Origin of the sequence: Verrucosispora sp. WMMD573 (assembly GCF_027497175.1) — a bacterium.
GTDB lineage: Bacteria > Actinomycetota > Actinomycetes > Mycobacteriales > Micromonosporaceae > Micromonospora.
The window spans coordinates 3,893,865-3,920,570 of the sequence record NZ_CP114901.1; the positions used below are offsets into that span (position 1 = coordinate 3,893,865).

At 68.2% G+C, this 26,706-nt stretch carries 11 protein-coding genes; 9 read left to right on the forward strand and 2 right to left on the reverse strand.

All coding sequences use genetic code 11. From position 1 onward, the window contains the following. The first annotated feature begins 8 nt into the window (after window positions 1–8). Window positions 9–2,774 (forward strand): hypothetical protein, encoded by a 2,766-nt coding sequence (locus O7601_RS17830; protein ID WP_281562239.1) that lies wholly within the window; start codon window positions 9–11, stop codon window positions 2,772–2,774. A 484-nt stretch (window positions 2,775–3,258) separates the two neighbouring features. On the opposite strand, the gene O7601_RS17835 is transcribed toward O7601_RS17830, so the two are convergent. Next, window positions 3,259–5,184 carry a tetratricopeptide repeat protein gene (locus O7601_RS17835; protein WP_281562240.1) on the reverse strand — a complete coding sequence of 642 codons (1,926 nt, stop codon included), beginning with the start codon at window positions 5,182–5,184 and terminating at the stop codon, window positions 3,259–3,261. A gap of 417 nt (window positions 5,185–5,601) precedes the next feature. Between O7601_RS17835 and O7601_RS17840 the strand changes: the two genes are divergently transcribed. From O7601_RS17840 to O7601_RS17860, 5 genes are all read left to right on the forward strand, one after another. Next, window positions 5,602–5,832 (forward strand): hypothetical protein, encoded by a 231-nt coding sequence (locus tag O7601_RS17840; protein ID WP_281562241.1) that lies wholly within the window; start codon window positions 5,602–5,604, stop codon window positions 5,830–5,832. 727 nt (window positions 5,833–6,559) lie between these two features. Continuing rightward, on the forward strand, window positions 6,560–10,159 hold the full coding sequence (locus O7601_RS17845; protein WP_281562242.1) for a LamG-like jellyroll fold domain-containing protein: 3,600 nt from the start codon (window positions 6,560–6,562) through the stop codon (window positions 10,157–10,159). A gap of 246 nt (window positions 10,160–10,405) precedes the next feature. Continuing rightward, window positions 10,406–16,951, forward strand: coding sequence for an RHS repeat-associated core domain-containing protein (locus O7601_RS17850; protein ID WP_281566965.1), 6,546 nt, complete (start codon window positions 10,406–10,408; stop codon window positions 16,949–16,951). Further along, the gene (locus tag O7601_RS17855) at window positions 16,948–17,538 is read left to right on the forward strand and encodes a hypothetical protein (protein WP_281562243.1); all 591 of its coding nucleotides are present in this window, start codon (window positions 16,948–16,950) and stop codon (window positions 17,536–17,538) included. The genes O7601_RS17850 and O7601_RS17855 overlap by 4 nt, the downstream gene beginning before the upstream one ends. Window positions 17,539–17,713: 175 nt before the next feature. Continuing rightward, complete coding sequence (locus O7601_RS17860) at window positions 17,714–18,013, forward strand: GRAM domain-containing protein (RefSeq protein ID WP_281562244.1); 300 nt, start codon at window positions 17,714–17,716, stop codon at window positions 18,011–18,013. 405 nt (window positions 18,014–18,418) lie between these two features. On the opposite strand, the gene O7601_RS17865 is transcribed toward O7601_RS17860, so the two are convergent. Next, window positions 18,419–19,627, reverse strand: a complete 1,209-nt coding sequence (locus O7601_RS17865; protein WP_281562245.1) for a site-specific integrase — start codon at window positions 19,625–19,627, stop codon at window positions 18,419–18,421. Window positions 19,628–19,977: 350 nt separating this feature from the next. On the opposite strand from O7601_RS17865, the gene O7601_RS17870 reads away from it, so the two are divergent. From O7601_RS17870 to O7601_RS17880, 3 genes are read left to right on the forward strand one after another with little or no spacing between them, the layout of a single operon-like run. Then, window positions 19,978–20,853 (forward strand): DUF4132 domain-containing protein, encoded by an 876-nt coding sequence (locus tag O7601_RS17870; RefSeq protein ID WP_281562246.1) that lies wholly within the window; start codon window positions 19,978–19,980, stop codon window positions 20,851–20,853. Then, complete coding sequence (locus O7601_RS17875; RefSeq protein WP_281562247.1) at window positions 20,850–25,580, forward strand: hypothetical protein; 4,731 nt, start codon at window positions 20,850–20,852, stop codon at window positions 25,578–25,580. Before O7601_RS17870 ends, O7601_RS17875 begins: the two co-directional genes overlap by 4 nt. Then, a complete protein-coding gene (locus tag O7601_RS17880; protein WP_281562248.1) occupies window positions 25,577–26,692 on the forward strand; it encodes an AAA family ATPase in 1,116 nt (371 codons plus the stop codon). Before O7601_RS17875 ends, O7601_RS17880 begins: the two co-directional genes overlap by 4 nt. Window positions 26,693–26,706: the final 14 nt, after the last annotated feature.

Below are 26,706 nucleotides of genomic sequence, written 5' to 3' on the forward strand. Positions count from 1 at the left end.
TTCCGATCGTGGCACGCGATGAGCCGGACGCTCGGGAGGTACTGCTGGCTCGGGTCGAGGCGAGAGTGGCACGGTACGCCGATACCCTCGACAGCGCTCACGTCCTCGGCCCGCAAGCGGCTGCAGAGGCAGCCGCCCTGCTGGCCATCGTCGACCGAGCAGAGCATCTGGACGCAGAGGTAATGCTCGCGGTGGCCTACCTGCATTGGGTACGGGCCGACCACGTCGACGCCGAGGCAAAAGAGGCCGAGGTCGCCATCGCCGTGCCGTTGTTCGCCGACCTGTACACGCTGGATCCAGGCTTGCTGCCGCCCTCGCTGCATGCGCAACTGGACGAGGCCACCGGCATTCGGGCCTACCGGTCGTGGGAGCAGACCGGCGATCCTCAGGCGCTCGACGAAGCGGTGGGACTGCTACGAACCGCCTGCACCGAAGGTGGCGGAGGGCCCCGACGGCTGTCCAACCTGTCCAGCACGCTGCGGCAACGGTTCCTGCTCACCGGGGACAGGTCCGACATCGACGAAGCAGTCGTGTCGGCTGCGGAAGCGGTACGCCGCGCGGAGTCCACCGACCCCAACCGGGGCGCGTGGCTGTCGAACCAGGGCAGCGCCCTGCTGGCCCGTTTCGGCCACTCCGGTGACCCGGCCGACCTGGACACCGCAGTGGCCGCGCTGCGGGCGGCGACCGCCGCTGCCCCGGGCGGCGTCTACCTGTCCAACCTCGCGGCAGCCCTGATCACTCGGCACACCATCAGTGCGGACTCGGGAGACTTGACCGCGGCGCAGGCCGCAGCCCGCGCGGCGGTCACCGGCCCCGGCCACGACGACCAGAGTCTCGCCGATGCGACGGCGGTGCTCTGCCTCGTGCTGACCCGCGGCTACGACGTGTCCGGTGACCCAAACATCCTGGCCGAGGCGATCACCGCCGGCGAACAGGCGGTACGTCTGGGCGGCGGCCCCGAGGCACTGACCAATCTCGCCGTTGCGCTGGTGAACCGGTACCTGATGACTGGCTTTGTCGCTGATCTTGACACCGCTGTCGATCTCGGCCGGCAGGCGGCGGCCGACAGCACCGCCGCCGGACAGGCCATCAACCTGTCCAACCTCGCCGACACTCTGCAACTCCGCTTCGCCGCTGGCGCACCCAGCAACGTCCTCGACGAGGCGGTCGACGTGGCCGCGAAGGCAGTGGCGGTCGCCGGACCCGACGATCCGGGCCAGGTCACCTACCTGGCCAACCTTGGCGCCGCCCACCTGACCCGGCACGAAATCACCGGTCACGACGACGACCTGGAGGCAGCGCTGGCCGCCGCCCGATCGGCGGTGGACGCGGCCGGGCCGGCGCACCGGGCTCGGCCCTTGGCCGAGACCACTCTGGGTCTGGCGCTACTCGCCCGGTACGAAACCGACGGCGCACCGGCCGACCTGGACGAAGCGGTTCTTCTGGCCCGGGCCGCTGCTGCCGCTGAAACCGGTGTCAACGACCGGATCAGCTGCCTGGGCAACCTGTACGCCGCCCTGCAGCAGCTGTTCGCCCGGGACGGCGAACCAGCCCTGCTCGACGAAGCGGTGAACGCGGCCGCGGAAGCGGCACGACTGGCCGGTGGGACCGCGCACGCCGCTGTGACTCAGTCGAACCTGTCCGCCGCCCATGGACTGCGGCAGGAGGCGACAGGCGCACCGGCCGACGTAGAAGCGGCAGTGGACGCTGCGCAGCGCGCGGTCGTCGCGACAAGTCCTGGCGACCGCGCCCTGGCAGCCCGGTACGGCAACCTCAGTGCCGCCCGGCTAGCCCGGTTCACTCAGTTCGGTGCCCTGACCGACCTGGACGACGCGATCACCGCCGCCCGGCAGGCGGTCGCGGTCTCCACCGGTCCCGCCGTCCTGGCGACCTCCCGGTCGGGACTGGCAGCGGCCCTTTACCACCGGTTCACCGTCGTTCAGGACTGCGCAGACCTGGACGAGGCAGTGGACGCCGCCCGCGCCTCTGTCGCGGGTTCTCCCAAAGAGGCACCGGAGCGGCCTGGCCGTCGCGCCAACCTCGCCAGCGTGCTGATGGTCCGCGACCGCCCCGACGACCTGGATGAGGCCATCGAGCAATACCAGGAAGCGGTCGCGGCGGTCACCGGTGCACCGGTCCTGCGGGCCGCGCTGCAGTCCAATCTCGCGCATGCGCTGAGCCGCCGGTACATGCTCACCGGCTCGGCTGCCGACCTGACCGCTGCGATCAGCGTGGGACGCGAGGCGCTGGAATCGGCGGGCAGCCGTCCAGTACCGGATCGGGCCACCTACCTGGTCAACCTCGCCCGCGCGCTGCACCTGTACGCCGAGCGGACCGATGACACCGCGGCCACCAGTGAAGCACTGAACCTACTGGCACAAGCGGAAGCGGCGGCTGAAACACCGGCCGAGGACCGACTGACCGCAGCGGTCGAACGGGGCCGTATCGCAGCCGTGGCCGGCAACTGCGAGCAGGCCCGCGCCGGATACTCGGCGGCAGCTCGACTGCTGCCCGAGGCCGCCTGGACCGGACTGGACCGCCGCTCCCGGGAACGGCACCTGAGTCGCACCACCGCAATCGGTGCCGACGCTGCGGCCTGGCAGCTGACGGCGGCGGACATACCGGCTGCGATTGAGCTGCTGGAACTGGGCCGGTCGGTGCTGTGGACCAGCCTGCTTGATCAGCGGCCCGACCTGTCATTGCTGAAACACGAGCACCCAGAGTTGGTCCGGCGCCTGGTCGAGGTCGGTGCCCGCCGTCACCTACTGCACTGATGCCAGGACTGACCGTTTCCACTTCGGCGTCGACCTGAGGCGACCGGTGGAACAGAGGGATGTTTGACTCTGTGGCGCGTCGTGGTTCACCTGGCTATCGAGCGCTTGGGGGCCAGAGACCCGCGCGACCGCGTTCGGGTAGCTCAAGGGCGTTGGTACGGTGGCCGGCGCTGAGGACGCAGGCTGCGGCGTCGGTGGCGAGCGAGAGGGCTGTTCGCCTGGAGGGCCTTTCCTCGAAGCGGCGGTGTTGGCGTTGCCAGGCAGCGACGGGAAGTACCTCGATGGCTGCGCTCAAACCGGACTCGCATTTCCCCCGCCGCTGCCCGCTCGGCGGCGGAAGCTGTTCAACACGTACGCCGGGTCGGCCAGCGGCGACGCCGTAAAGCGACCTGCCCGATGTTCAGGTGGTCGGCAACATGAGCGGCAACCCCTCGATACGGACTGGTGGGCTGGCTGCGCCGGAGATCAACGCAGCGGCTGAGGTTTACAATCGCCACTTTTGAATGGCGTCTAGGGTGGACCGATCGAGGGCGGCGCGGCAGTTAGACAACTGCTCGGCCAAATCAGGCGCGACGTGGTGCAAGTCAGTCAGGTCGATGCGCGTGCTTAACACTTGGGACCAGTAGACTCCGCAGCCTGCATATAGCAGCGTGGCAGCAAGATCGGGGCTGCCGGCGGCGATTGCACACGCGGCACCATCGCGAGCGAGTGAAACGGACTGGGTCTGCAGAAGGTACTGCTGGTCGCGATGGCTGATTCCCCTCCAAGTCAGCAACGGAAGCAGTTTCACCGCCTCTGTGTAGGGTTCGGCTGCGGCGGCAGGACCGCTACGCTGTACGACTGCGTGTGCCCACGATTTGGCTGCGGATAGGCGAACCATCGCTGGGGCGACTGATGACTGGCTTGCTTCCACCCACCCATGTATCGCCTCGTCTAAATCCCCAGCAACTCTCAGGGTTTCGAACCGAGTAGCCAGCGCGGCGCTAAGGTTGCAAAGCATTGAGGCGCGGTCAGGGTGTCCGTCGGGGACAGACGCAAGGGCTTCTCGACTTACCATCGTCGCTTCATTCAGGTCCTCAACAGCCCCGGTACGGTCGGCCAAGGTGCTTAGCGTGTTGCCTAGGTTCGCCAGCACCGCGGCGCGATCGGAGTGATGAGCAGGGGTGATTGCCGCCGCCTCCCTACCAAGGTGAACTGCCTCATCCAAGCTCCCGACGTCAGTCCGCTCGAACCAAGCCGCCAGCATGTAGGCGAGGTTGGTTAATCGCCCGGCGCGGTGAGGATGATTGATGGCGGTGGCCTTTACCGCCTGCCGACCCGCGGCAATTGCCGCCTCCAGGTCCTCAATCTCATTTGTCCGACCGAATCGACCGTGCAGTGCTATGGCGAGATAAGACCAGCGGATCGCGTACTTGCGGTGACCTTCAGGGGTTGCGGCAACGGCCTGCCGGGCAAGGCTGACGGCCTCGTCCAGATCAGCAGCGGCCCCGAGCCGATCGAATCGGGAAAGAAGCGCGACGCTTAGGTTCGACAAGCAGCCGCCATGGTCTGGGTGACCGTCCGAGAGTTCGGCCACTGCCATCCGACCCAAGCGGACCGCCTCGTTCAACTCTCCGATTTTCCCTGTTCTGTCAAACCGTGCACGCAGTGCGAGACTGAGGCTGGAAAGATACGCGGCCCGGTCAAGATGGCCGTCGGGGGTGGCAGTTACCGCCTGCTGACCAACGCTGATTGCTTCATCGAGGTCGGTAATCGCTCCGCCCTCCTCGAATTGCATGCGCAGATGGTTGCCGAGGTTGGATAGATACTTGGCGCGCTCGGGGTGCCCATCTGGGGTGGCGGCAACGGCGTCCCGGGTAACAGCCACTGCTTCGTCCAGGTCGGTGATCGCGCTTGTGCGCTCGAACCGGAAGCTCAGTGCGACTCCGAGGTCCGACAACAGGCCGGTCCGATCGCAGTGCTCGTCAGATGTGGCAGATAAGGCGGCCGTGAGGGCGGCAATGGCGTGTGTCAACGCAGCAGGGTCATCCCGGCTTGCAACCCGCTTGAGTAGACCCGTAGCGAACGCAGCCAGCCGACCCGCATCGATTTTATAGCCATCGGTAGTCAGATATTCGCGTACTGCTCTAGGTACTGCACTTTGATCTTCTTGGAATATCAAAGTGAACAGCCCCATCGCCGTACGCAAGTCACCCTCGTCCTGACCTTCCGGCAGGGCGCGATGGCGACACCAATGCAGCCACGCCACCAAGCGTGCTACCTCAAACGATAGACCACCCTCGGCACCTGCGGCCTGACTCAGTAGGTCACGCGCCTCGACGGCCGCCTCCGGATCCTGAACGGGGCGCGCGTCGCCTTGCTCAAACGCGCGAATTCGAGTGATGAGCCTACCGATCCGCTCGTCGTTCACGCGCCGGAACCTCTCTGCCGGAGACAATAACGACCACTAATCTACGAAACGCTCGATGGGCTGACCCAGCGGCTTTGCGTAATCGGTTGAGGTGCGTCTGACCTGGCCGTACGGTCGTGTGGCCTGTATGGAGGGTGAAGGGAGACGGGTGTGGCCCGTCGGTGATCATGGAGTTGCTGAGACAACATGACACCGAGAAGGACCACACCCGCGCATGTCATCATCGCTGATCGACGTGATCCGTCAGCACGCCCCTGCCCCGGCGGCCGACTCCCGGCCCGCTGGCGGTAAGGCGTATGGCCTGTTGACGGCTCTGGCGCGGGTGCCTGACCCGCGTGACCCGCGGGGGGTTCGGTATCCCCTGGCGAGTGTGCTCGCGGTCGCGGTCCCCGACATCGACAAGTGGAGACACCACGTATGACCACTTCCGAGAGCGACGCCGACCCGACCCAACTGTGGCGGATCACCATCCCGGTGATCGCCTCGGCCAGTGAGGTCGACGCCCTGACCGATCGCCTGGTCGAGACGCTCTGCCCGGACCCCAACCACGAAGGACCGTGCCCGACCCCCTGGGCGTTGCACGTCACCGACGGCAACTCGCTCAGCAAAGCTGAGCAGCGCCGCCAGGTTGTGGGGCTACGCCTTTAACTCGCTCGTCAAGCATTTGTACCGGGCCTACCTACCGGAGCCGGCGACCAGTCACAGACTTGCGGGGACCCTCACTTCGTTATCCAAGCTCGATGTGGCGGCGGGTAAGCCGTTGCTGGAACCCTTGACTCGGGTGGTTCTGCGAGCCGATCTTGGCTATCGCGCCTGTGAATCGCCTGGTAGGCGTGTCGAGCCGGCGTCTCCGAGAGTGTTGTTAGACCGCTTGACAGTGGACGATTTTTGGGTAAAACGGGCGCGGTTGACCTATCCGACGTCGACTGGTGGACGTGGTTGGTGTGGGCCGCCTTCGTCCAGCTACACCTCGCCTGAGGTGCCCTCGTCGATCTACGCCGGCACTGGAGGGCCCTGCATCATCCGGCTGCGTTTTCACGTCGGTGGGCGGTGGGGTGGAGGCGGCCACGATCGGCACCGAGCGTGCTGGTGGCGGCGGGTCGCGATCTCCGCCGCAGTGCGCCAGTGCCTCGGCGGCAGGGCAGGTTAGTGGTCAGCAGGGCGGCGCACAAGGTGTGCCCCTGATCACATATTGATTTCCATCGAACGGTTTCCCGTCGCCCTAAGTGATCAAGCGATGTCACGCCCATCAATGCATTGTTCATGATCGATATTGCGTGGTGGGTGACGGTTTTTTCGTGGCGAAGCGGGGCGGTCGGGGGGAGGTCGAGGCCCTACTGTCGCTGCCACTGCTTGCTCTCAGCGGGGGTGTGTGTTGGGCGTTCGGTGGCGGCGTGGGTTGTCCGCGGCGGTGGCGGCGGTGGTGGCTGTCGGGGTGATCGGTGTTCCGGCGCCGGAGCGGGTCGTTGCGGCGGGACGGCAGTGCGTGGACGTGGCCGGCTCCGAGGTTGAGGCAAGGGTGCTGGCTGCCTCCTGCGGGCAGCCGGTGGTGGTGGACGGGTCGCGGACGGAGTTCGCCGAGGTGACCGCGTTGCCGGATGGGCGGCTGCAGTTCGCGTCGGCGGTGGTGCCGCAGCGCACCCGTAAGGCCGGCAGTTGGCGGGATATCGATCTCAATCTGGCCCGGGGTGGGGACGGGTTGTGGCGCCCCGGGGTGTCGGTCGCGGACGTGGCGTTCTCGGGTGGTGGGGACGGGGCGATGGTGACGCTGACGCGTGGCGGGCGGACGGTCACCCTGTCGTGGCCGGGGACGTTGCCGGCGCCGACGGTGTCGGGGGATGCGTTGACCTACGCGGACGTGCTTGCCGATGTGGATCTGGTGGTGCGGGCGACGCGGACGGGCTTCACGCACGTGCTGGTGGTCAAGACGCGGGCGGCGGCGACGCATCCTGACGTCCGTGAGCCGCGCTTCCGCATCGGTGGGGACGTCGAGGTCGTGGCGGGCCCGGATGGCGGCCTGCGGGCGATGGCAGGTGGTGCTGTGGTCGCTTCGGCAGAGCCGGCGGTGATGTGGGATTCCCGGGTGGGGGCGGTGGACGGCGTCTCGGCGCGGGGGTCGTTGACCGAGAGCTCGCCGTCGACGGCGACGGTGGCGGGGGACGCGGCACGGACTGGCAAGGTCGATGTCGAGGTGTCTGGCGACCACCTGGTGCTGCGTCCGGATGAGACGTTGCTGGACCATCCGGATGCGGTGTTCCCGCTGTTCGTGGACCCGGCGTGGTCGGTGTTCAAGAGCAAGTGGGCGTACGGGACGAACAACGGGTCGTCGAACTCGGACACGAGTCGCGCGCGAGTGGGGCTGAACCCGGACACTGGCGCCCTGTACCGGTCGTACTTCGCGTTCTCGACGACGGCCAACGGGGTGTCGCTCAAGGGCAAGCACATCGAGTCGGCGTACGTGCAGATGAAGCTGGACCACTCGTGGTCGTGCGGGCCGACGGTGTCGGCGATGTATCTGACCTCGGCGATCAACGCGACGCCGAAGGCGACGTGGTCGTCGATGAAGATGAGAGCGTTCCTGAACTCGGCGACGGGGAACGCGAACGAGGCCGGCGGTTGTTCGTCGATCCAACCCGACATGATCATGAACTTTAAGGGCTCGAACACCACCAGTCAGGTGCAGGCCGCGGCGACCGGGAACTGGAGTTCGATCACCGTGGCGTTCACCGCCCGCGCGGCGGATGGGTCGGGGGAGTCGACGGAGGATCGTTGGAAGAAGTTCTTTCCCAACGATGCGAAGCTGATCGTCGACTACGACACCAAGCCCGGTGCCCCGCACACCCTCCAGGCCGCTGGCGTGACCTGCGGCTCCGGTGTGCTGACGATCGGCACATTGGCCCCGACGTTCTCGGCGGTCTTCCCCGACGCAGACAGCAGCGACTCACTGACCGGCACCTTCGAGTGGATCGAGGTGCCGGCGGGCGGCATAGGCACCGTGACGTCCACCTTCCCGGCCCGTAAGAGTCCGCCGCCGGCGAGGACGGGAATCACCCCGAATAGTCGGGCGACGAGTTCCGCGGTGACGGTCGCCAAGGGACCGACCTACGCGTTCCGCGCCAGGGGCACCGACAAGGCCCCGTACTCGATCACCGGCTCGTGGTCGTCGTGGTGCCAGTTCACCCCCGACACTACGGTGCCGCCGGTGCCCACGATCACCCCGGGCACCGCCGGTGGCCCGGGCAAGACGATGACCTTTTCGATCAGCACCACTACCACGGACGTGACCAAGTTCCGCTTCGGCTGGTCCAACCCGCCCACGACCGAGGTCGCCGCCAGTGGCGCCAACCCGAAAACAGCCACGGTCACCGTCACCGTGCCCAGCTTCGGGCAGAACACCCTCTGGGTTCGCGGCATCGACGCCACCGGCAATCTCGGCAACATCGGCTCCGCCACCTTCACCGCGCCCCGACCCTCACCGGCCGTCGCCCAGTGGGGTCTGGAGCAGTACCCCGGCGTCGACCAGACGGTCGCGCTCGCCGATCAGCAGCCCACGCTGGGTGGTCAGACCGACTTGAGCGCGTCCAACGTCAGCTGGGTCGACGATGTTCGCCTGAACGGTGGCAAGACCGCTGGCCTCAACGGCAGCTCGTCGGTGTTGACTACGTCGGGCAGTGTCGTCAACACGGCCAACTCCTTCAGCATCGCCACATGGGTCCGGCTCACCTCGCTGCCGACGACCGGCGATGTCGTCATCGCGTCCCAGGCGGGGGCGAGCGCCGCCGGTTTTCATCTGGGTACCCGGTTGGTCGGGTCGCCGTTGACGCCACGGTGGTCGTTCCTGATGAAGGACAGCGACGATCAGTCAAGTACCACCCGTGTGGCGTACAGCGCCACGGCCTTGACATCTGCTGATGTCGGGCGGTGGACGCACATCGCGGGCGTGTATGACAAGGCCGCTGGCAAGGTCCGGCTCTACGTCGACGGCGAACTGGTCGCCGAGGTCGACCGCAGCGGCACGCCGTGGAACGCCACCGGCACGTTCGCGGTGGGTCGGGGGTGGAGCTCCGGCGTAGCGAGCAACTGGTTCCACGGCACCGTCGCCGACGTCCAGGCGTACGACCGGGTGCTCGTGCCGCAGGATTTCGTCGGCCAGCTGGCACAGGATCCGGCCTCCGGCGGGTTCCACGAGCCGGGGATGCTGACACCGGTGCGGGTGGGCGACTGGAACTTCGAGTTCGCCGTGCCCAGCTACCTGGCCGATCTGCGGGACACCTGCGAGGCACCCAGTGCGGTGACGACCTGGGATCGGTGGCTGGCACTGACACGCGGCTCCGCCGTTGGCGCCGGCTACTCCACCGACGGCTCGGGGCTGTGGCTCGACGACGAGTACTTCCCGGAGGAGGGGTTTACCGAGAGCACCGCGGAGTACGGGCGAAGCGCGGTGAAGGCGGGGACCACGCCACCGGACGCCGACGGTCTGGAGTTCACCCAGTGGCAGGACAAGCCGGTCCTGCGTACCGATCAGTCGTTCACGATGTCGGCCTGGGTGATGCTCGACCGGCTCGACGGCATGCGGACGGCGGTGTCCCAACGTGGGCAGCATGCCAGCGGCGGCTGGCTCAAGTTCAACTCCACTCTCGGCAAGTGGCAGTTCGCCATCAGCGACGAGGACACCACCACCACACCGACGGCCAGCATCACGTCGACGTCAACGGCCGAGGAGGGCGTGTGGACGCACCTTGTCGGCGTGTACGACGCCGGGCGGAAGCAGATCCGCCTCTACGTCAACGGTGAGCTCGAAGGGGTCACGCAGAACATCTCCTTCACGCCCATGGTGTCGACCGGACCGCTGTTGGTGGGCCGGGTCCAGTGGCAGGGCCAGTTGAAGGACCCGTGGATCGGCGGCATCGACAACGTCGCCGTGTTCCAGGGCGCGCTGACGGACACGGCGGTGTACATGCTGTACGACTCGTAGCCCCGGCCAGGCCGGGTAGCAGCACGCTTCGGTGTTCGGGGGCGCCGCCGAACCAACGTAGGCCGCTCACCTGCTGACCCGCGGGCCGGACCGAGCACGTCCGACGTCCAGACCTCGCAACTGCCGATTTGACCCATCTGCACCCTTGCTCCATGCGGCTGTCCTGACCGGGGAGAAAGCATGTTCTCTGCACCACCTGCCCACGATTCGCGGCAGCCACGACGGAGCTTGCGTGCAGCGGGCCGTCTGCGCCGGTGGATCGCCGGCCTGACGGTCGTTCCCGTGGCGGCGTCGCTGCTGGTCGGTGTGCCGGCCGAGGCGGTCGCCCCGAAGGTCGAGCCGACGCGGCCACCGGCAGAGAAACTCGACACGCACGGTGCCTCGGTGTCGGGGCGGGCGTGGACGCAGAAGCTGATGCAGGACACGCCGCTTCCGAAGCCGGTGTGGCCGACAGCCAGCACCGCCCGGATCACGCTCGATTCGCCGAGCACGTCAGGTCGGGGCGTCAGGGCGGGTGCCCTTCCGGTGTGGGTCGCTCGCGGCAGCGGTCCGGCAGGTGCGCGGGTCACCAGCGTCGACGTGCAGGTGGTGGATCGGGAGTCACTGCCGGGCAGCTGGCGTGACGGCCTGGTGCTCAAGGTGACGGCGCCGGCCGGAGCTGCGACCGGCCAGGCAAAGGTGTCGGTGGACTACAACTCGTTCCGGCACGCGGTGGGCGGGTCCTGGGCGTCGCGGCTGCGGCTGTGGCAGGTCCCGGCCTGTGCCCTGTCCACACCGGACGCGCCAGGTTGCCGATCCGTGCCGCTGCCCACGAGGAACGACCTCGGTACGGGAGTGGCGACCGCGGAGGTGACCGCCCCCACCTCGACGATGCCGAGGGAGCTGGCCCGGCTGTCGGGGGAGACGACCCCGGCGAGTGGCTCGTTCGTCGTCCTGGCGGCGGCCGGGTCGGGCGCGGACGGCGACTTCACCGCCACCGGTCTCGCGCCGTCGTCGACCTGGTCGGCGGGCGGCTCGTCCGGTGACTTCTCGTGGAACTATCCGCTGCGTACGCCGCCGGCAACCGGCCCCGAGCCGTCGGTCGCCCTGGCCTACTCGTCGGCATCGGTGGACGGCCGCTCCGAGGTGACGAACAACCAGCCGTCGTGGATCGGTGAGGGTTTCGACTATTCGCCCGGGTTCATCGAGCGGCGGTACGTGCCCTGCGCGGAGGACCGGAAGACAGGCGGCGCGAACAACACCGCCGACACCGGTGACCTGTGCTGGCGGTCGGACAACGCGACGATGAACCTGAACGGCCGCAGCACCGAGCTCGTGTTCGAAACCGGCAAGGGTTGGCATACCCGCTCGGAAGACGGATCGAAGATCGAGAAGTTGACCGGCGCGTCGGGCAACGGCGACAACAACGGCGAGCACTGGAAGGTGACCACCACCGACGGCACCCAGTATTTCTTCGGTCTGCACGCGCTGCCGGGCCACACGGCGAAGACCAACTCGGCTTTGGCCGTGCCGGTGTTCGGCAACCACACGGGTGAGCCGTGCCACGCCACGGCCTTCGCCAACTCCGACTGCCAGCAGGCCTGGCGGTGGAATGTGGACTACGTCGTCGATGTGCGCGGCAACACGATGTCGTTGTGGTACGGCAAGGAGACCAACAAGTACGCCCGCAACGACACCGACTCCGACGACGTGTCCTACGACCGGGCAGGGTATCTGGAGCGCATCGACTACGGCACCTACGACCGCACCTCGGACATCCACGGGGTAACGGAACGCATCACCAGTCCGTACGCGCGGGTGGTGTTCGACACCGACATGCGGTGTTTCGACAACTGCGGCACCGAGTCGAGCCCAGTCAAGGCGTCGTGGAAAGACACCCCCTGGGATCAAGAGTGCAAGGCGTCGGCGACGTCGTGCGCGCAGCAGTACTCACCGACGTTCTGGACGACGAAGCGGCTGAAGAAAATCACCACGAGGGTGTGGGACACCACGAAAACCACCCCGGCGTGGCAGGACGTCGAGTCATGGACCCTGTCGCACACCTTCGCCGCGACGGCGGACTCCACACACACCGGACTGTGGCTGAACCGCATCGACCACGCGGGGCACGTAGGCGGCACCGTCAACCTGCCGCCGGTGACCTTCGAGCCGGAGTCGTTGCCGAACCGGGTACTGACCGAGCACGGCACGACCGACAACTGGCTACGGATCTCCAGCATCGTGACCGAGACTGGATCCCGGATCAAGGTCGACTACGCGCAGCCGGAGTGCACCGAGGCGATCGTCGAGACGTTGAACCCGCACACGAACACCAAACGGTGCTACCCGGTGCGGGTGCCGGACCCGGCCGACCCCACCGGTGAGCGGCTCATCACCGAATGGTGGCACAAACACCGGGTCGAGCACGTCGCCGAAGACGACATCCAACTCGCCGACGGGCACCAGGCGCCCTCAAAGCACACCTGGTATCAGTACGTGGGATCGCCCGGCTGGCACTACGCCGACGACGACGGTCTGACCAGACCGGAACGTAAGACATGGTCGCAGTGGCGTGGCTACGCGCAGGTCAAGACCCGCGTCGGTGACGACTCGGCGACCCAGACACTCGCCGTGACAACCTTCATGCGGGGTATGCACGGCGACAAGGCCAGCCCGAGCGGCGGCACCCGCAACGTGACAGTTCCGGCCTCACTGGGCAGCGAAACCGTCTACGACGAGGACCAGTTCGCCGGCCAGGTGCGCGAGCAGGTCGTCTACAACGGCGTCGAGACCAAGCCGGTGTCGAAGACGGTGAACGTGCCGTGGCGGTCCAACCCGACCGCGAGCCGGACGATCAACGGCGACACCGTCGAGGCCCGGTTCGTCGACACACAGACCACCTACACGGCCACCGCCCTGGGCGTCGACGGGAGCCAGGGCTGGCGCACCTCGCGGGGCACCAAGAACCTGGATCACACATACGGCACGGTCAACTGGTCCCAGGACGACGGCGACATCGCCGTCACCGGCGACGAGAAGTGCATCACCTATCGCTACAACCGCAACACCGGCAAGAACCTCACCACCACGGTCAAGCAGACGACCACCACCGCGCTGGCCTGCGGCACGACCCCGTCCACCGTCGATGACGTGATCTCCGACGCGCGGACCTACTACGACGAAGCCAGCAGCGTCGACACCGCCCCGAAGTACGGATCGGTGACGAAGACCGAGCAGCTCAAGGACTGGTCGACCGGCACCGGCACCGTGTGGCAGGTCGTGTCGCAGGGCGGCTACGACTCCGCGGGCCGGCCGGTGAGCGCGACCGACATCAAGGGCAACGTCACCACGACCGCGTACACCCCTGCGGTCGGTGGCCCGGTCTCCAAGGTGACCACGACGGGTCCGGAGCCGTTCTACTGGACCTCGTCGGTGGAGATGAATCCCTACTGGGGCTCCACGGTCAGGGCCACCGACCCGAACAACAGGGTGATCTCGGACGTCGAGTACGACGCGCTCGGCCGCGTCAGCAAGGTGTGGGCCCTGGGCTGGACCAAGGCAGCCAATCCGACCACCCCGTCCGCGCAGTACACGTACACGTTCGCCGCCGGCCGCAACGCCTACCCGTTCGTCAGGACACAGGCGTTGAACGCAGACGGCAACTACGTCACCTCGTACGAGATCCTCGACGGGCTGCTGCGCTCCCGACAGACCCAGAGCCTGGCGGTGGACGGCACCGGGAACCGGGTCGTCACCGACACGATTTACGACAGCCTCGGCCGCGCCGCGACCTCCTACGGGGCACACGCCGAACCCGGGGCACCGTCGGGCACGCTGTGGTGGGAGCCGGAATGGTCTGTCCCCGCCGTCTCCAAGACCGTGTTCGACCGGGCGTCGCGCCCCACGAACGCGATCTTCCTGGCCGGTGACGGCGTTTCGAACCTGGTCGAGAAATGGCGAACGGTCACCGCCCATGAGGGCGACCTGACCAAGGTGACGCCACCGCAGGGCGGGACCCCGACCACGACCGTGACCGACATCGAGGGCCGCGTCGTCAAGCTGCGTCAGCACACCACCACGGCCGGCGTCAGCGGCGCGTACCAGGAGACCCAGTACGTCTACAACCGTAAGGGCCAGCTGGTCAGGACGGTCGATCCGGCCGGGAACCGGTGGGTCAACGAGTACGATGCCAAGGGCCGTCTGTGGCGCACGACAGACCCCGACAAGGGCGTGTCGACCAGCACCTTCAACGACGGCAACGAACTGGTCAAGACCACCGACGCCCGCGGTGAGGTGCTCTGGCACGTCTATGACGCGTTGGGCCGGAAGAAGGAACTGCGGGACGACTCCGCCACCGGAGCGCTGCGCGCCGAATGGAAGTACGACACTCTCTACTCCGGGCAGAGCGGATTCAAGGGCCAGCTCACCCAGGCGGTCCGGTACGAGCCGGCGGGTAGCAGCAACGCCTACCGGTGGCAGGTGCGTAGCTTCGACGGCCGCTACCAGCCCAAGGGCGTCAACTATGTCATCCCGGCCAACGAGACCGGGCTGAGCGGCACCTACGTCTACGGCTACGGCTACTCGGCGGCGACCGGCGCTCCCACGTCAATCTCCTATCCGTCTGGCGGTGGCCTGGTCACCGAGCAGATCACCACCGACTACGACGCGACCACCGGGGTGCCGGTCCGGCTGGACACCAGCCTCACCGGCTTCGACGGCACGATGGCCACCGCCAGCTACACCGCCTACGGCGAACGCAGCGGCTCGATCTACAAGATGCCCGGTGGCGTGTGGACTCAGGACACCGTCCACCGCGACGAATCCACCCGCCGCATCGGCCGCACCACCGTCGAACGGGAGACCACCGTCGGCACCGTCTCCGACCGCACCTACCGCTACAACGACATCGGCAACATCACCTCCATCGAGGAGAAACCCCAGATCGGTCAGGCCGACACCCAGTGCTTCCGGCAGGATCCGCTGGGCCGGCTCACCACCGCCTGGACGCCGAAGGTTGGGGTCGACTGCCAGACCGACCCGACCGTGGCGAACCTGGGCGGCCCGGCACCGTACTGGCACGACTGGACCTTCAACACCACCGGCTCCCGGCTGACCGAGACCAGCCACACCGCCAGCGGCGACACCACCCGCACCTACACAATGCCCACCGGCGGTCAGGACGTGGTACGCCCCCACGCCGTCACCGCGATGACCACCCAGGCACCCGGTCAGAGCAGCGTCACCAGCACCTACGCCTACGACGCCGCCGGCAACACCACCTGCCGGCCGGACGGTGCTGCCGCGAACAACTGCGGCACCGGCACCAGCAGCCAGACCCTGGGCTGGGACGCCGAGGGCAAACTCGCCACCGTCTCCGCCGGCGGTCAGACGGTCGAGACCAACGTCTACAACCCCGACGGCGTCAGGATCATCCGCCGCGACAGTGGCGGCACCACCCTCTACCTGCCCGGGCAGGAGATCCGCCGCGAAGGCGGCGTGAACACCGGCACCCGCTACTACAGCTTCGCCGGCACCGTCTGCGCCTCCCGCACAGGCGGATCGGCGACCACCAACCTGACCTGGCTCTTCGACGACCACCAGGGCACCCAACAGGTCGCGGTGAACGCCGGCACCCAGGCCGTGTCGATCCGCCGTCAGACCCCGTACGGGGCAGCACGTGGTTCCAACCCGGTCTGGGTGAACAACAAGGGCTTCGTCGGCGGGGACATCGACCCCACCGGGCTGACCAACGTCGGTGCCCGGCAGTACGACCCAACGCTGGGCCGGTTCATCTCCGTCGACCCGGTCCTCGTCGCCGACGACCCCGACCAGTACGACGCCTACCAGTACGGCGGCAACAACCCCGTCGACAACGCCGACCCCACCGGCCTCTACCACACTGAGAACGGTGAGGACACCGGCGACCGCGCCTTCGTCGACACCACCCCCTCCGGGGAACGAGTAACCAAGATCGTCAAGAAGTACGTTCCTCCGGCCTGTGGATCCGGCTGCCAGCAACAACGCGAAACGTACCGGCAGGCCAGCAACGAACGCGCCGAAGCAGAACGCAAACAACGCGAATGCCAAGCCAGCTTCTGGTGCCGCAACGCCGGAGCCGTCGGCGCCGTGGCCGGTGTCGCCGCCGGCGTCATCGTCGGCGGAGCCTGCACCGCAGCGAGCTTCGGCGTGGGCGCCGTCGGCTGCGCCGCGATCGGCGGATTCGTCGGCGGCGCCGTCGGATCCCTGGTCAGCAACAGCCTCGACGCCGACGACGAAAGCGGCTGGCAACTCGCCGGCGAAGCCTTACTTGGCGGAGCCATCGGCGGCGTGCTGGGCGCGGGCGGCGCAGTCCTCCTGCCAGCTCTCGGCGCCGGGATCTTCGGCCTCGCCGCCGGCGCTGGCCTACGCACCTCCCTCCGTATGGCAGGCATCGGAGCGCAATCAGCAATCGGTGCAAGCGGTAGTGGAGGCGGTGCCGCCGTACCAAACCTTCGCTCGCTCGCTTCTGAGGTGCGAGAAGCCGGTCTACACCCTGCGGCGCGCAACAATCGCACGATCGCAGTTGGCGTCGACGGTGAGGGTAGTCTTTACGCCGGATCGAGCAATGGATTTGATGCTGGCCAGCGTGCGGCCCTTGAACGCCTCGGCATCGTTCGGGTGCCGGGGAGCGGGAAGTTGCACGCTGAGGAGGAGCTCCTGCGTGGTGTCCCTGGCCTTAGGCGTGTCGGTACCTCGGTCCGCATGCCCTGTGGCCCGGCCGAGCATGATTGTGCCCTACAGCTGAGGCAACGGGGCGTGGAGGTTGATCAATGAGTCCCTTCGAAGTGGTGGCAGACAGTTTTGCCGGTCGTGTTCGGAGACTGAGCCTACGTGGCAAGGTTGCCCTGTTTGGCAGTGCCGCTTACGTTCTGGCGCCACGCTATTTCGACTGGTGTACTGCTGCCGGCTTGTCGTCTGACCAGGCTCTGCTCGACCGCGCCTTAGACTATGCCAGGCAAGTGGCTCTGGGTAATCAGGTCGCCGGGGGCCGGGAACTGTTGGGGTCTATCGAAGCGGTGACACCGTCAGAGCCTACTGATGTCACCTGGTTTACGGCCGCTCAGGATTGCTGGGTCTGCATCGATACCGCAATCCGTGCTGTCGTCGATGACTTTGATGCCGCGGACTCAACATGGTACTTGCTGGAGCCGATGTTTCAAGCTGTATCGGAGAGGCTCTATGGAGTTGTGGATGCGGGATCTCAGGACCAAGGTGAGAGCGAGGCGGCAGCACTACGAGATGAACAACTCGATAAGGCAGTCTCGGCCGTGTCGCGAGTTATCGATGACCTTGACCGCGAGACATTTACGGTTGCTAGCTTGAACGAAATCGCTATTGCTTTGGCCAACATTCGGCCATGATCGCCGTCCCGGCGTCTAACCTTTGTTGTCAAGGAAAAAGAGTAGCTGGGTGGCCGTAGTCTGATTCGTGCATTCATCTGCATGCCGCTACTTTTGCTACGCTGACGGGTTCTGCCGCAGTCGCCGTCATGTCCTTATACTCACCCCTCCTTCAGTAGGAAACGAAGATATCAATATGAGTGATGCCGAACTATTGATCAGCCGTCGAGCGAACCTCTGGCGCGGAGTCGAGTCGGTTGGTGGTCGCCTGACCCTCACCGATCAGCACCTCTCCTTCCGAGCGCACGCCCTCAACGTGCAGACCGCACCCCTCAACATCCCACTCCAGGACATCGTCGCTACCCGCAAGTACCGGAACCTGGGACTCGTCCCCAACGGACTAGCGGTGACGACGAGATCGGGAGCCGAGTACCGTTTCGTAGTGGGAAAGCGAAGCTATTTCGTCGACAAGATTGCGGAACTGACCCCGCGGTAGTCCCCGGCGGGAGGGCAGGAATGCGGATGTTGACGAGGGGCGCCCAGCAGGATCGCCACCGGGGCCATCGCCGGTTCGATGCGGCACCGGCAGGTTCCCACTACTGCGACCAGTGGCGAGTTCACGGGTGGCTCGCCTGGGTGGTGGTAGGAAAGCCGATTGGCGGCGGGTGATGTGACGACTCCTTTACTCGGCTGGTTTATGCTAGGTGCGACCTGGACAAACGTGCGTGAGCATGCCGCTGGGCCACTGGACTACTGGGGGTCAAGGGGTCGTCGGTTCGAATCCGGCCGTCCCGACGCATCTGACCAGGGGATATGCCTTCGTCGGCATATCCCCTGTGACCTTTTTAGGGTTGTTTTGTCGCGTTGCTGTCGCAGCCTCACGCGGATCTTGCAGCGGCGGTCAGGCGGCCCGGGCGTCGGCCGCGTCGAGGGCCGCGCAGGTGGCGCTCACGCCGTCGGCGGCGGCGTCGCGGGTGAGGTGGCCGTAGATGTCGATGGTGGTGGCCACGTTCCTGTGGCGCAGCGTCTTGGACACCACGGCGATCGGCACCCCATGGTTGATCATGATCGTGGCGGCGATGTGTCGCAGGTCGTGCACCCGAATTGCCGGAAGCCCGGCGTCGGCGGTGAGGCGGCGCAGGTGGTCGAGCACGTACTGCGGCCGTAGGGGTTGCCCATCGGGTCTGGCGAACACCAGGTCGAGATTGTCGTGATGGCGGGCGGTCACCTGTTGCCGGCATTGGCGGCGGCGTTGCCGCTGCAACGCGTCGACGGCGCGGGTGGACAGGGCAACCCAGGCCCGGCTGCCGTGGGTCTTGGGCGCGTTCAACATGCTGCGGCTGTTGTCGACGCTCACCAACGTCCAGCGCACGAACAGTGCCCGCGCATCAAGGTCCACATCGGCCCAGTGCAGGCCCAGAGTCTCGCCCTTGCGCATCCCGGTGCAGACCATCAACTCGAACAGGTCCGCGAGCGGATCCTCAACGGCATGGCAGTGCCGCAGGAACGCGCTTGCCTGGCTGGTGCTCCAGCAGGTGAGCTCGGGCACCGGCGGTCGGGGGATCATGGCGAAGCGGGCGGCGTTGTGGGGCAGCCGGTGGTTGCGGCGGGCGTCGTTGAGCGCGCTCGACAGGGTCGTCACGCAGCGGCGCAGGGTGACCGGGCCGCGGCCGGCGGCGAGCTCACGCTGGATGAACTGGGTGACGTGGTCGTGAGTGAGCCGCTCCAAGGGCACGGCGCCGAGCGCGGGGATGAGATCGTTGTGGATATAGGCGGTGTAGCGGTTCACGGTGTTCGTCTTGAGGGCCGGGGATTTGGTCTCAAGCCAGCAGGTGAGGTAGCTGGCGACCGTCTCGCTGCCGTCGAGGCTGACACCGGCGCGCTCGCACTCAAGCACATGGGAGTGGGCGGCCGAGGCCGCCGCCTTGGTGGCGAAACCGGTACGGCGCATGGTCCTGCGCTTGTTCAGGCTCGGCAGGTCGACGGCGAACGCCCAGCCGCCGTGCCTCGCGTTGGACAGCTTGGGGCACCGGGGGCCGAGTAGTCGGCCGGTGCTGTCACGACAGGCGCAGCAGCGGTAGACGCGGCCCCGGTTCGGGTTCTGTCTCATGACGTCCTCCTCGGTAGAGGTGAGCTTCTGCCACCTCTACCGTCGCCCCGTTCGGCTGCGACAGCATCGCGACAACCCCGTATGTCCTGCCGGCATGTGACGGACCTACTTGTCGACCTGTCAAGGATGAAGCACGTTGCGGTTCCCCCCCGGAGTACACGAGTGCCCGGGAAGGAGGTGGTGGGCGATGGTCCCGCGGGGCGGCGTCCAGCAGCAGTTCGTCAGCGCGGAGCGGCCGGACGAGCGCGGGTGTGCCCGGTGGTCCGGCGGGTGCACCCCGCCGGACAGCGATCTCGAGTGTCGGTCGCGGATGGCAGAATCCCGCTCACTGCCCGCGGGAGGAGATCAACATGGGCTGGCTGGCGGCCGGTGCCGACTACGAGGTGAGCCTGGAACGCGGGAAGGTGATCGCGCGCAACCGCCAGGGCAGGCTGCTCAAGAGCCTGCCGAAAGCGTTGCGTGACACCGACACCGTCGTCGGCCTGCGGCAGCTCTCAGAGTGGTTGAAGCGGCACGAGGTCTCCTGCCGGCGGGAGGTCGAGCAGTGGATGGTGCGGTCGCTACCCGTGCCGACCACCGCGATCTGCGAGGTGTGGGCGGACGAGGCGTGGCGGATGGCGCTGCGTGATCTCGTCGTGGTGCCGATCGACGGTGCGGGGCGATGGGACACCGACCGCGCGGGGCTGCTGCGTGATGCGGACCCGGACAAGGGTCTCGGTGTGGTGGACCTGGACGGCGAGAGCGGCTGGCTCACCGCCCTGCAGGTGGTCCTGCCGCACCCTGTTCGCCTGCCCGAACTGGCCGATCTGCGGGAGTTCGCCGCGGACCTGGGGGTGCGCCAGGAGACGCTGCAGCTGTTCCGGGAGGTGTGGGCGCTGCCGGAGTCACCCGACGAGCGTCGGCGCGAGCTGTCCCGATACGCCGGGGGTCGCTACAAGGAGTTGCGGCACGTGCAGGCGCGGGCGACGTCGGCGGGCTACCGGGTGCAGGGCGGTGCCGCGTCGGTGCGGGTGTGGGAGGACGGCGTCCCGATGGTCGCGTCGGTGTGGATCGGCGAGGGCGATCCGCTGTACGAGACCGAGACCGGCCCGCTTTATTTCACCGATCCGGAGGGGGCGTCGGTGGAGTTGGCGGCTGTGGGGCCAGTGGCGTGGTCGGAAGGAATGCGGATGGCGGCGGGCCTGTACGCCGGACGGGTTGTCGATGAGGACGGTGAGCGGGCGTGAGTGAGGCGCTGTTGGAGGCGGGGGCGATCCTGCCTGGCGGTGAGGCGCAGACCGGACGTGATGTGGTGACCGCACGTCGCTACACCCATCCGGCGCTCACCGATCGCACTGTCGTCCGTCTGGCCGGGGCGACCCTGGGCGTGGCTGAGGATCTGTCGATGGAATTCCTCGGGTTCAGCCGTACCGCCGAACCGACGCCGGTGGGCACCGCCCGGCGGCAGTCGCTCGGGTTCCCGGCCTGGGCCCTGATCAATGATCCGGCTAATGGTCGGCACGCACTGGCAATGGTCAAGGACATGGCCCGGCTCGCCCGAACCGCCGCCTCCAAGCCGGGTAACGCCCGCGAGGGTTACCAGCAGCTTGCTGCCCGGCTGGGTGCGGCGGCGCCGCACTTCCTGCCGACGTTCTGGGAGGAGGCCGGGCGGGCGTTCCGCGCCGCCGACAACCCACGGATGGCCGGCGGCTGCTTCGCGGAAGCCCGTCGGGCCGAACAGGTGCACGGCCTGACAGTGGACGAGGAGCGGCTGCGGGAGGTGCACCTGGAGTTCGCCTTCGCCGGTGCGCTGACGGCGAAGATGCTGACCGAGTACTCCCGCGCGGTCGCGACGCGGCGGCCGGCGCCTGAGGCATACGAGCTGGTGCGGACTCTGGCCATTCGTCGCGTCGCTGGGGGGCTGGCGCCGTACGCCGGGATGGCCGAGGATCTCCGGCGGCTGGCGAAGGCGGCCGGCGTGGACGCCGAGGAGCAGGCCGAGGCGGTGATCCGGCAGCTGCTGGCGTTCCCCGCGATGACCCGATCGAGCGAGGCGGTGTGGAAGGCGTACCGCAAACCGCTGACGCGGCTGGCCAGGCGTGATCCGGCGGTGCGCATGCGGTTGGTGGAGATTCTCCCCGAGCCGCCCGGCTGGTCCACCGACGTCACCGATTTCTGGCTGGAGCTGCTGGACGCGGCAGGCACGCTCGATCTGCTACGTGACGAGGCGGCGACGGTGTCTGCGGCGCGGTGGCTGGAGCGGCTGATGGCGCTGCGAGAGCGGCGTAGCCGGCGCCGTTGTGAGCGGCTGATCCGTGTCGTGGCGGACCTAGTGCCGCGGCTACGGGCGGAGGGCCGGCCGGTGACGTTGTGGAGCGACTTCGCTCACCGGGCCGACCTGGACATTCTCGACGTGTGCCTCGCTGGTGAGGTGCCGGTGGTGATCGACACCGACAGCGGTGCGTTCAACGTGTCTGCCTGGGTGCACGACGTCGGTTCCGGCCGGCGGGACCTACGCGTCGTGGCCGCCGACCCCCGGTGTCGACCCTTGTTGGCACGGGGTGCCGAAACTGCCCTGTCGGAGCTGCACGACAAGCAGGGGTCGGGGCCGCTGCCGGCGCGGTTGGTCACCGAAACGCTGGGCACGGCCGGCGTGCGGGAGGTGCTGTCCGAGCTGCTCGTCGAGCGGGCTGCCCGGGTGCCGGAGGGCACCCTGATCGGCTTGGACGAGGCGCTGTCCCAGCTCGCGGCCGTGTGGTCGCCCGCCGGTGTGGCGTTGGCACCGGATGCGTTCACCGCCTTGGCGCGGGTTGACGTGCCTGCGGTCCTCGCCCGGTCGATGCGGGCCGGCCTGGCCGCGGAGCTGTCCTGGCCGGAGTACGAGCAGGTGGCCGAGGACAAGGTTGGCCGACGTTTCGGCGACGGTTGGCCGCAGCTGGTGGTGCACGACAACCGGACGGCGCACGTGGTCGACGTCGACGGCCCGACCAGTGAACACATCTTCCGGTATCCGCGCGAGGACAGCCCATACGCGCGTAACTCCTACGCCGACACCAGTTGCCGGCTGGTCAACGGGCAACTTCTGGTCACTTGGTACACCACCGGCGGTCGGCTCGCCGGCTACTGGTCGGCCGACCCGGACGAGCTGATCGACCCCGGCCAACCGACCGACCACGCCCTGTGGGGCCGCCGGTCGCTGTCGTTGCCGTTGCCCGATGGCGCGACGACCACGGGTGGTCGGCCCTGGCACGCCGGGGACACCCGTAGTCCGGCCGCGACGTATCCGGTCGCATGCGACGGCGTTTCGTTCTGGCGATACGAACGGCCCACCAACCCGATGGTCGGTGAGCGGCGTTGGCGGGAGTACGACCCGGCGACGGGCGAGGGCGGCCGGTACAGCCTGCCCGCGTTCTTCACCGCCGACCTGCCCTCCGGCGCGACCCTCGTCGCTGACCTGTGCGAGTTGCGGCCGGCGCCGGCCCAGTTCGCCTCGTCGCCGCTGGGCTGGCGCGACGGGTTGGTCGGGTGGCGGGTGACCCGCCTGCCGGACGGCACGCAGGTGGGGGAGGGGGTCGACGGACGGCAGGTGTCCTGGCATCCGGGCGCGGTTCGGGCCAGCCGCAACCCGTTCCACGGCGACGCGCTGGTCGCCGGCCTGCGGCTGCCGGGTAGCGACGTCGTGCTACCGGTGACCGGGCGGCCCCATCACCGGGCCGAGTTGGAGCTGACCGTGTGGAGTGCCGACGGCCGAGAACCGGTGGACCGGTGCCGACCCTCCCGGTACCTTCCGCCGCTGGCCTGGTGGCATGCGCTGGGCCCCCGTGATGCGCCGGGTTCGGCCCGGCTGCGGCGGCTCGACGCCGCCGACGCGGCCCGGTTGATGGCGATCGACGACTCCGTCACGAAGTCCACCGAGATCAACGCGGTGGCGCTGGCCATCGTCACCGAGGTGCTGACGGAGGTGACCGACCCGGTGCTACGTACCGTCGTGGCGGAGAAGGTGGTGCGCGCGGTACGGCTGCGCCGGCGGCTTGAAGGGCTGCCGCAGCTGTTGGCGACCGATCCGGTCGTCGAGGCCCCGGTCGAAGGCGTCGCCGATGATCTGTTGCGCACCGCTTGGTCGGGGTTGTTGCCGAGGGAACGGTTCACCTACTACGGCGGCAGCGCCGGGACGCGGCGGGAGATCCTTCGACAGGTCACCGCGGTCGCCGACCTCCTTGCGGACGGGACAGCCGAGGAGGTGCCGCAGGCCAGTCCCACGTGGGTGGATGCGCTCGGCGGGCTCGGGGCCCTGGCCATCCGCGCCGCCGCGCCAGTCACCGCTGAGCAGGAGCGCCAAGCGCTGACCCAGTTGCTGTCCACCCTGGCCGGTACCGTTCTGGCCGACCCGGCGCACGCGGTGCGGGTCCTCACCGCGGCGTGGGACGAGGCGCCTCCGGAGAACCACCGGGTCGTTCAGCGCGTCGATGCCCAGGTCACGGTGCTGCTGCCGGAACATGGCCCCACCTGGTACGCCGGGCGGAGCAAGCAGTGGCGCCGCACCGCCGTGCAGCTGGCCCCGGACGGGCGGTTCACTCCGCCGCCTGGGGCCACGATCGAGGCGGAGACCGCCACGGCGGGCTGGCGCGGCGCTGATCGGATCAGGGTGTTCTGCCGGTTGCTCGCCGAGCACGGCCCGGCCCCATGGCGCCCGGAATGCGTCGACGACCTGGTGCGGCGCACCGGAATGACGCGAGCGGAGGCCGGATTATTGCTGGCTGGTCTTCCCGGCATCGACGAATGGCAGGCGAACTTCCTCACCGCCGACCAGCGGCGCGTCCTCGGGGTGAACAGCACCCAGGCGCGCACCGCCCGCGAGGCGTTGAAGTCTCTGTCGTACGGGCAACGGATCGCACTGGTGGACGCGGCGATGCCGCGGGACCCGGCCGATCTGTGGCAGAAGGGTCCGGACGTCGACCGCCTCGCAATGGCATGGCTGGCACTGCGCGGTACCCGCGTGGTGATCGGCGAGAAGTTGCTCGCCGACGCCACCCGCATCCTGCCTACGACACGAGCGGCCGACATCCTGCAGACGATCGCCGAGCCGGCTACCGGAAGCTGGCTGACCACCGACGGGGAAAGCCGGCCCGGCGACTGGGGCCGACTGGATACCACCACCATGGGCGGAACCCCCTTCGACGGCAATCACCTGTACGGGTGCACGGTGGCGCTGCTGTGGCTGGCCTACGAGCTGCCGTGGGGTGACCCGATGCGTGACGCTCTGCCCCGGGCTCAGGAGTTGCTGCGGCAGCGGCTGCGCAACCCGCGGCTGCTGATCGGCGCGGGGCGACACGAGGTGGACGAGCCGCCCCAGGTGGGACCGGCGCTGGTGGCCGGACACGCCTTCGGGGACACCGTGGTGCACCATCTCGCCCCGGCCCTGATCAGCGGACCGCAGGACCCGGCGATCGGCTTCATCCCCGGGCCGATCGCCGACACACTGCGGCTGGTGCTCTCACCGGACCTCATCGCTGTGCTGTCCACCCCCGACGGCGCCAGCGGCGAACACCGCGACCCGCGGGTCAGCGCACCCGACCTGGTCGACGCTGTCGCAGCGCACACCGGCCTCGACCGGGACCAGGCCGGCTACTACCTGCAACTGCTCGCCCTGCCGCACCCCACCGACGTCAACGTGCGGACCTGGAACGCGTGGAAGCCCGCCACCCTCAAGCAGGCCCAGACGGCTCTGCTCGACTCAGGGCTGGTGGTGGCGGGCAAGCGGGAACGTGCCGGTCGTGGCGTCTTTCTGCCCGGCGGCTGGCTCGCGGCAAAGACTCCCAACCCACCCATGGAGGTCTGGAAGCAGCCGCTGTACCTGTCCCTCAACGGGTTGACTCTGGTCACCCGTCCCACGCCCGAGCTGTTCCGCGCGGCATGGGACCGGGTGACCGCCGGCGACAACCCGCGCTACCTCGACCTGCAGGAGAAGGCGTGAACGCCCGACAGATCGACCCGCCGGAGCACCTGTACGCCGACGAGCTGGCGTACCTGGCCGCCGCCGACCGTGGCCCCCGCCCGCCCGGCTGGCGGCTGACCCCCCGGGCGGCGGTCACGTTCATCGCCGGCTCCGCCGGTCGCCCCGTGCCGGGCCCCGACGGGCGCCAGGTCACCATCGCACCGAAGTTCGTGGGGGAACGGGACCTGGTCGAGCGGTGTGTGGTGACCCTGGCCGGAGAACGGGGCCTGCTGCTCGTCGGCGAACCGGGCACCGCCAAGTCGATGCTGTCCGAGCTGCTCGCCGCTGCCGTCTGCGGCACCAGTGCCCTGGCCGTACAGGGCACGGCCGGCACCACTGAGGAACAGCTACGCTACGGCTGGAACTACGCGCTCCTGCTGGCCAAGGGACCGTCCCGGGAGGCACTGGTGCCCTCGCCGGTGCTCACCGCGATGACCACCGGCGCCGTCGCCCGGATCGAGGAGATCACCCGCTGCCTGCCCGAGGTGCAGGACGCGCTGGTGTCGATCCTGTCCGACCGACGGTTGGTCCTGCCCGAACTCGCCGACGACTCCGTCGCCTACGCCGCTCCTGGCTTCTGCGTCATCGCCACAGCCAACCTGCGGGACCGGGGTGTGTCCGAGATGTCCGCGGCGTTGAAACGGCGGTTCAACTTCGAGGTGGTACCGCCGATCGCCGACTTCGACGCCGAGGTCGCCCTCGTCACCCGGCAGGCCCGGGCCGCCGTGGAACGGGTCGGAGCCGCGTACACCGTGGACGAGGCGGTGCTGGAAACCCTGGTGACCGCCTTCCGCGACCTGCGTACCGGCAGCACCGTCGAGGGCTGGGAGGTGGAACGCCCGTCCTCGGTCATGAGCACTGCCGAGGCGGTCGCCGTCGCCGCGTCGATCTGCCTGTCCACCGCGTACCTGCCCGGCCCGGACCCGTTGTCGCTGCTCCCCGGGCACTTGGTGGGCGTCGTGCGGAAGGACGACCCGGCCGACCACGCCCGGCTGCTGGCGTACTGGGACGGCGCCCTGCGCCGCCGCGCCGAGGCCGGCGGCCGGATGTGGCGTCAGCTATGGGAACAGCGCGATGTCCTGCATGACTGATGACAGCACGGCTG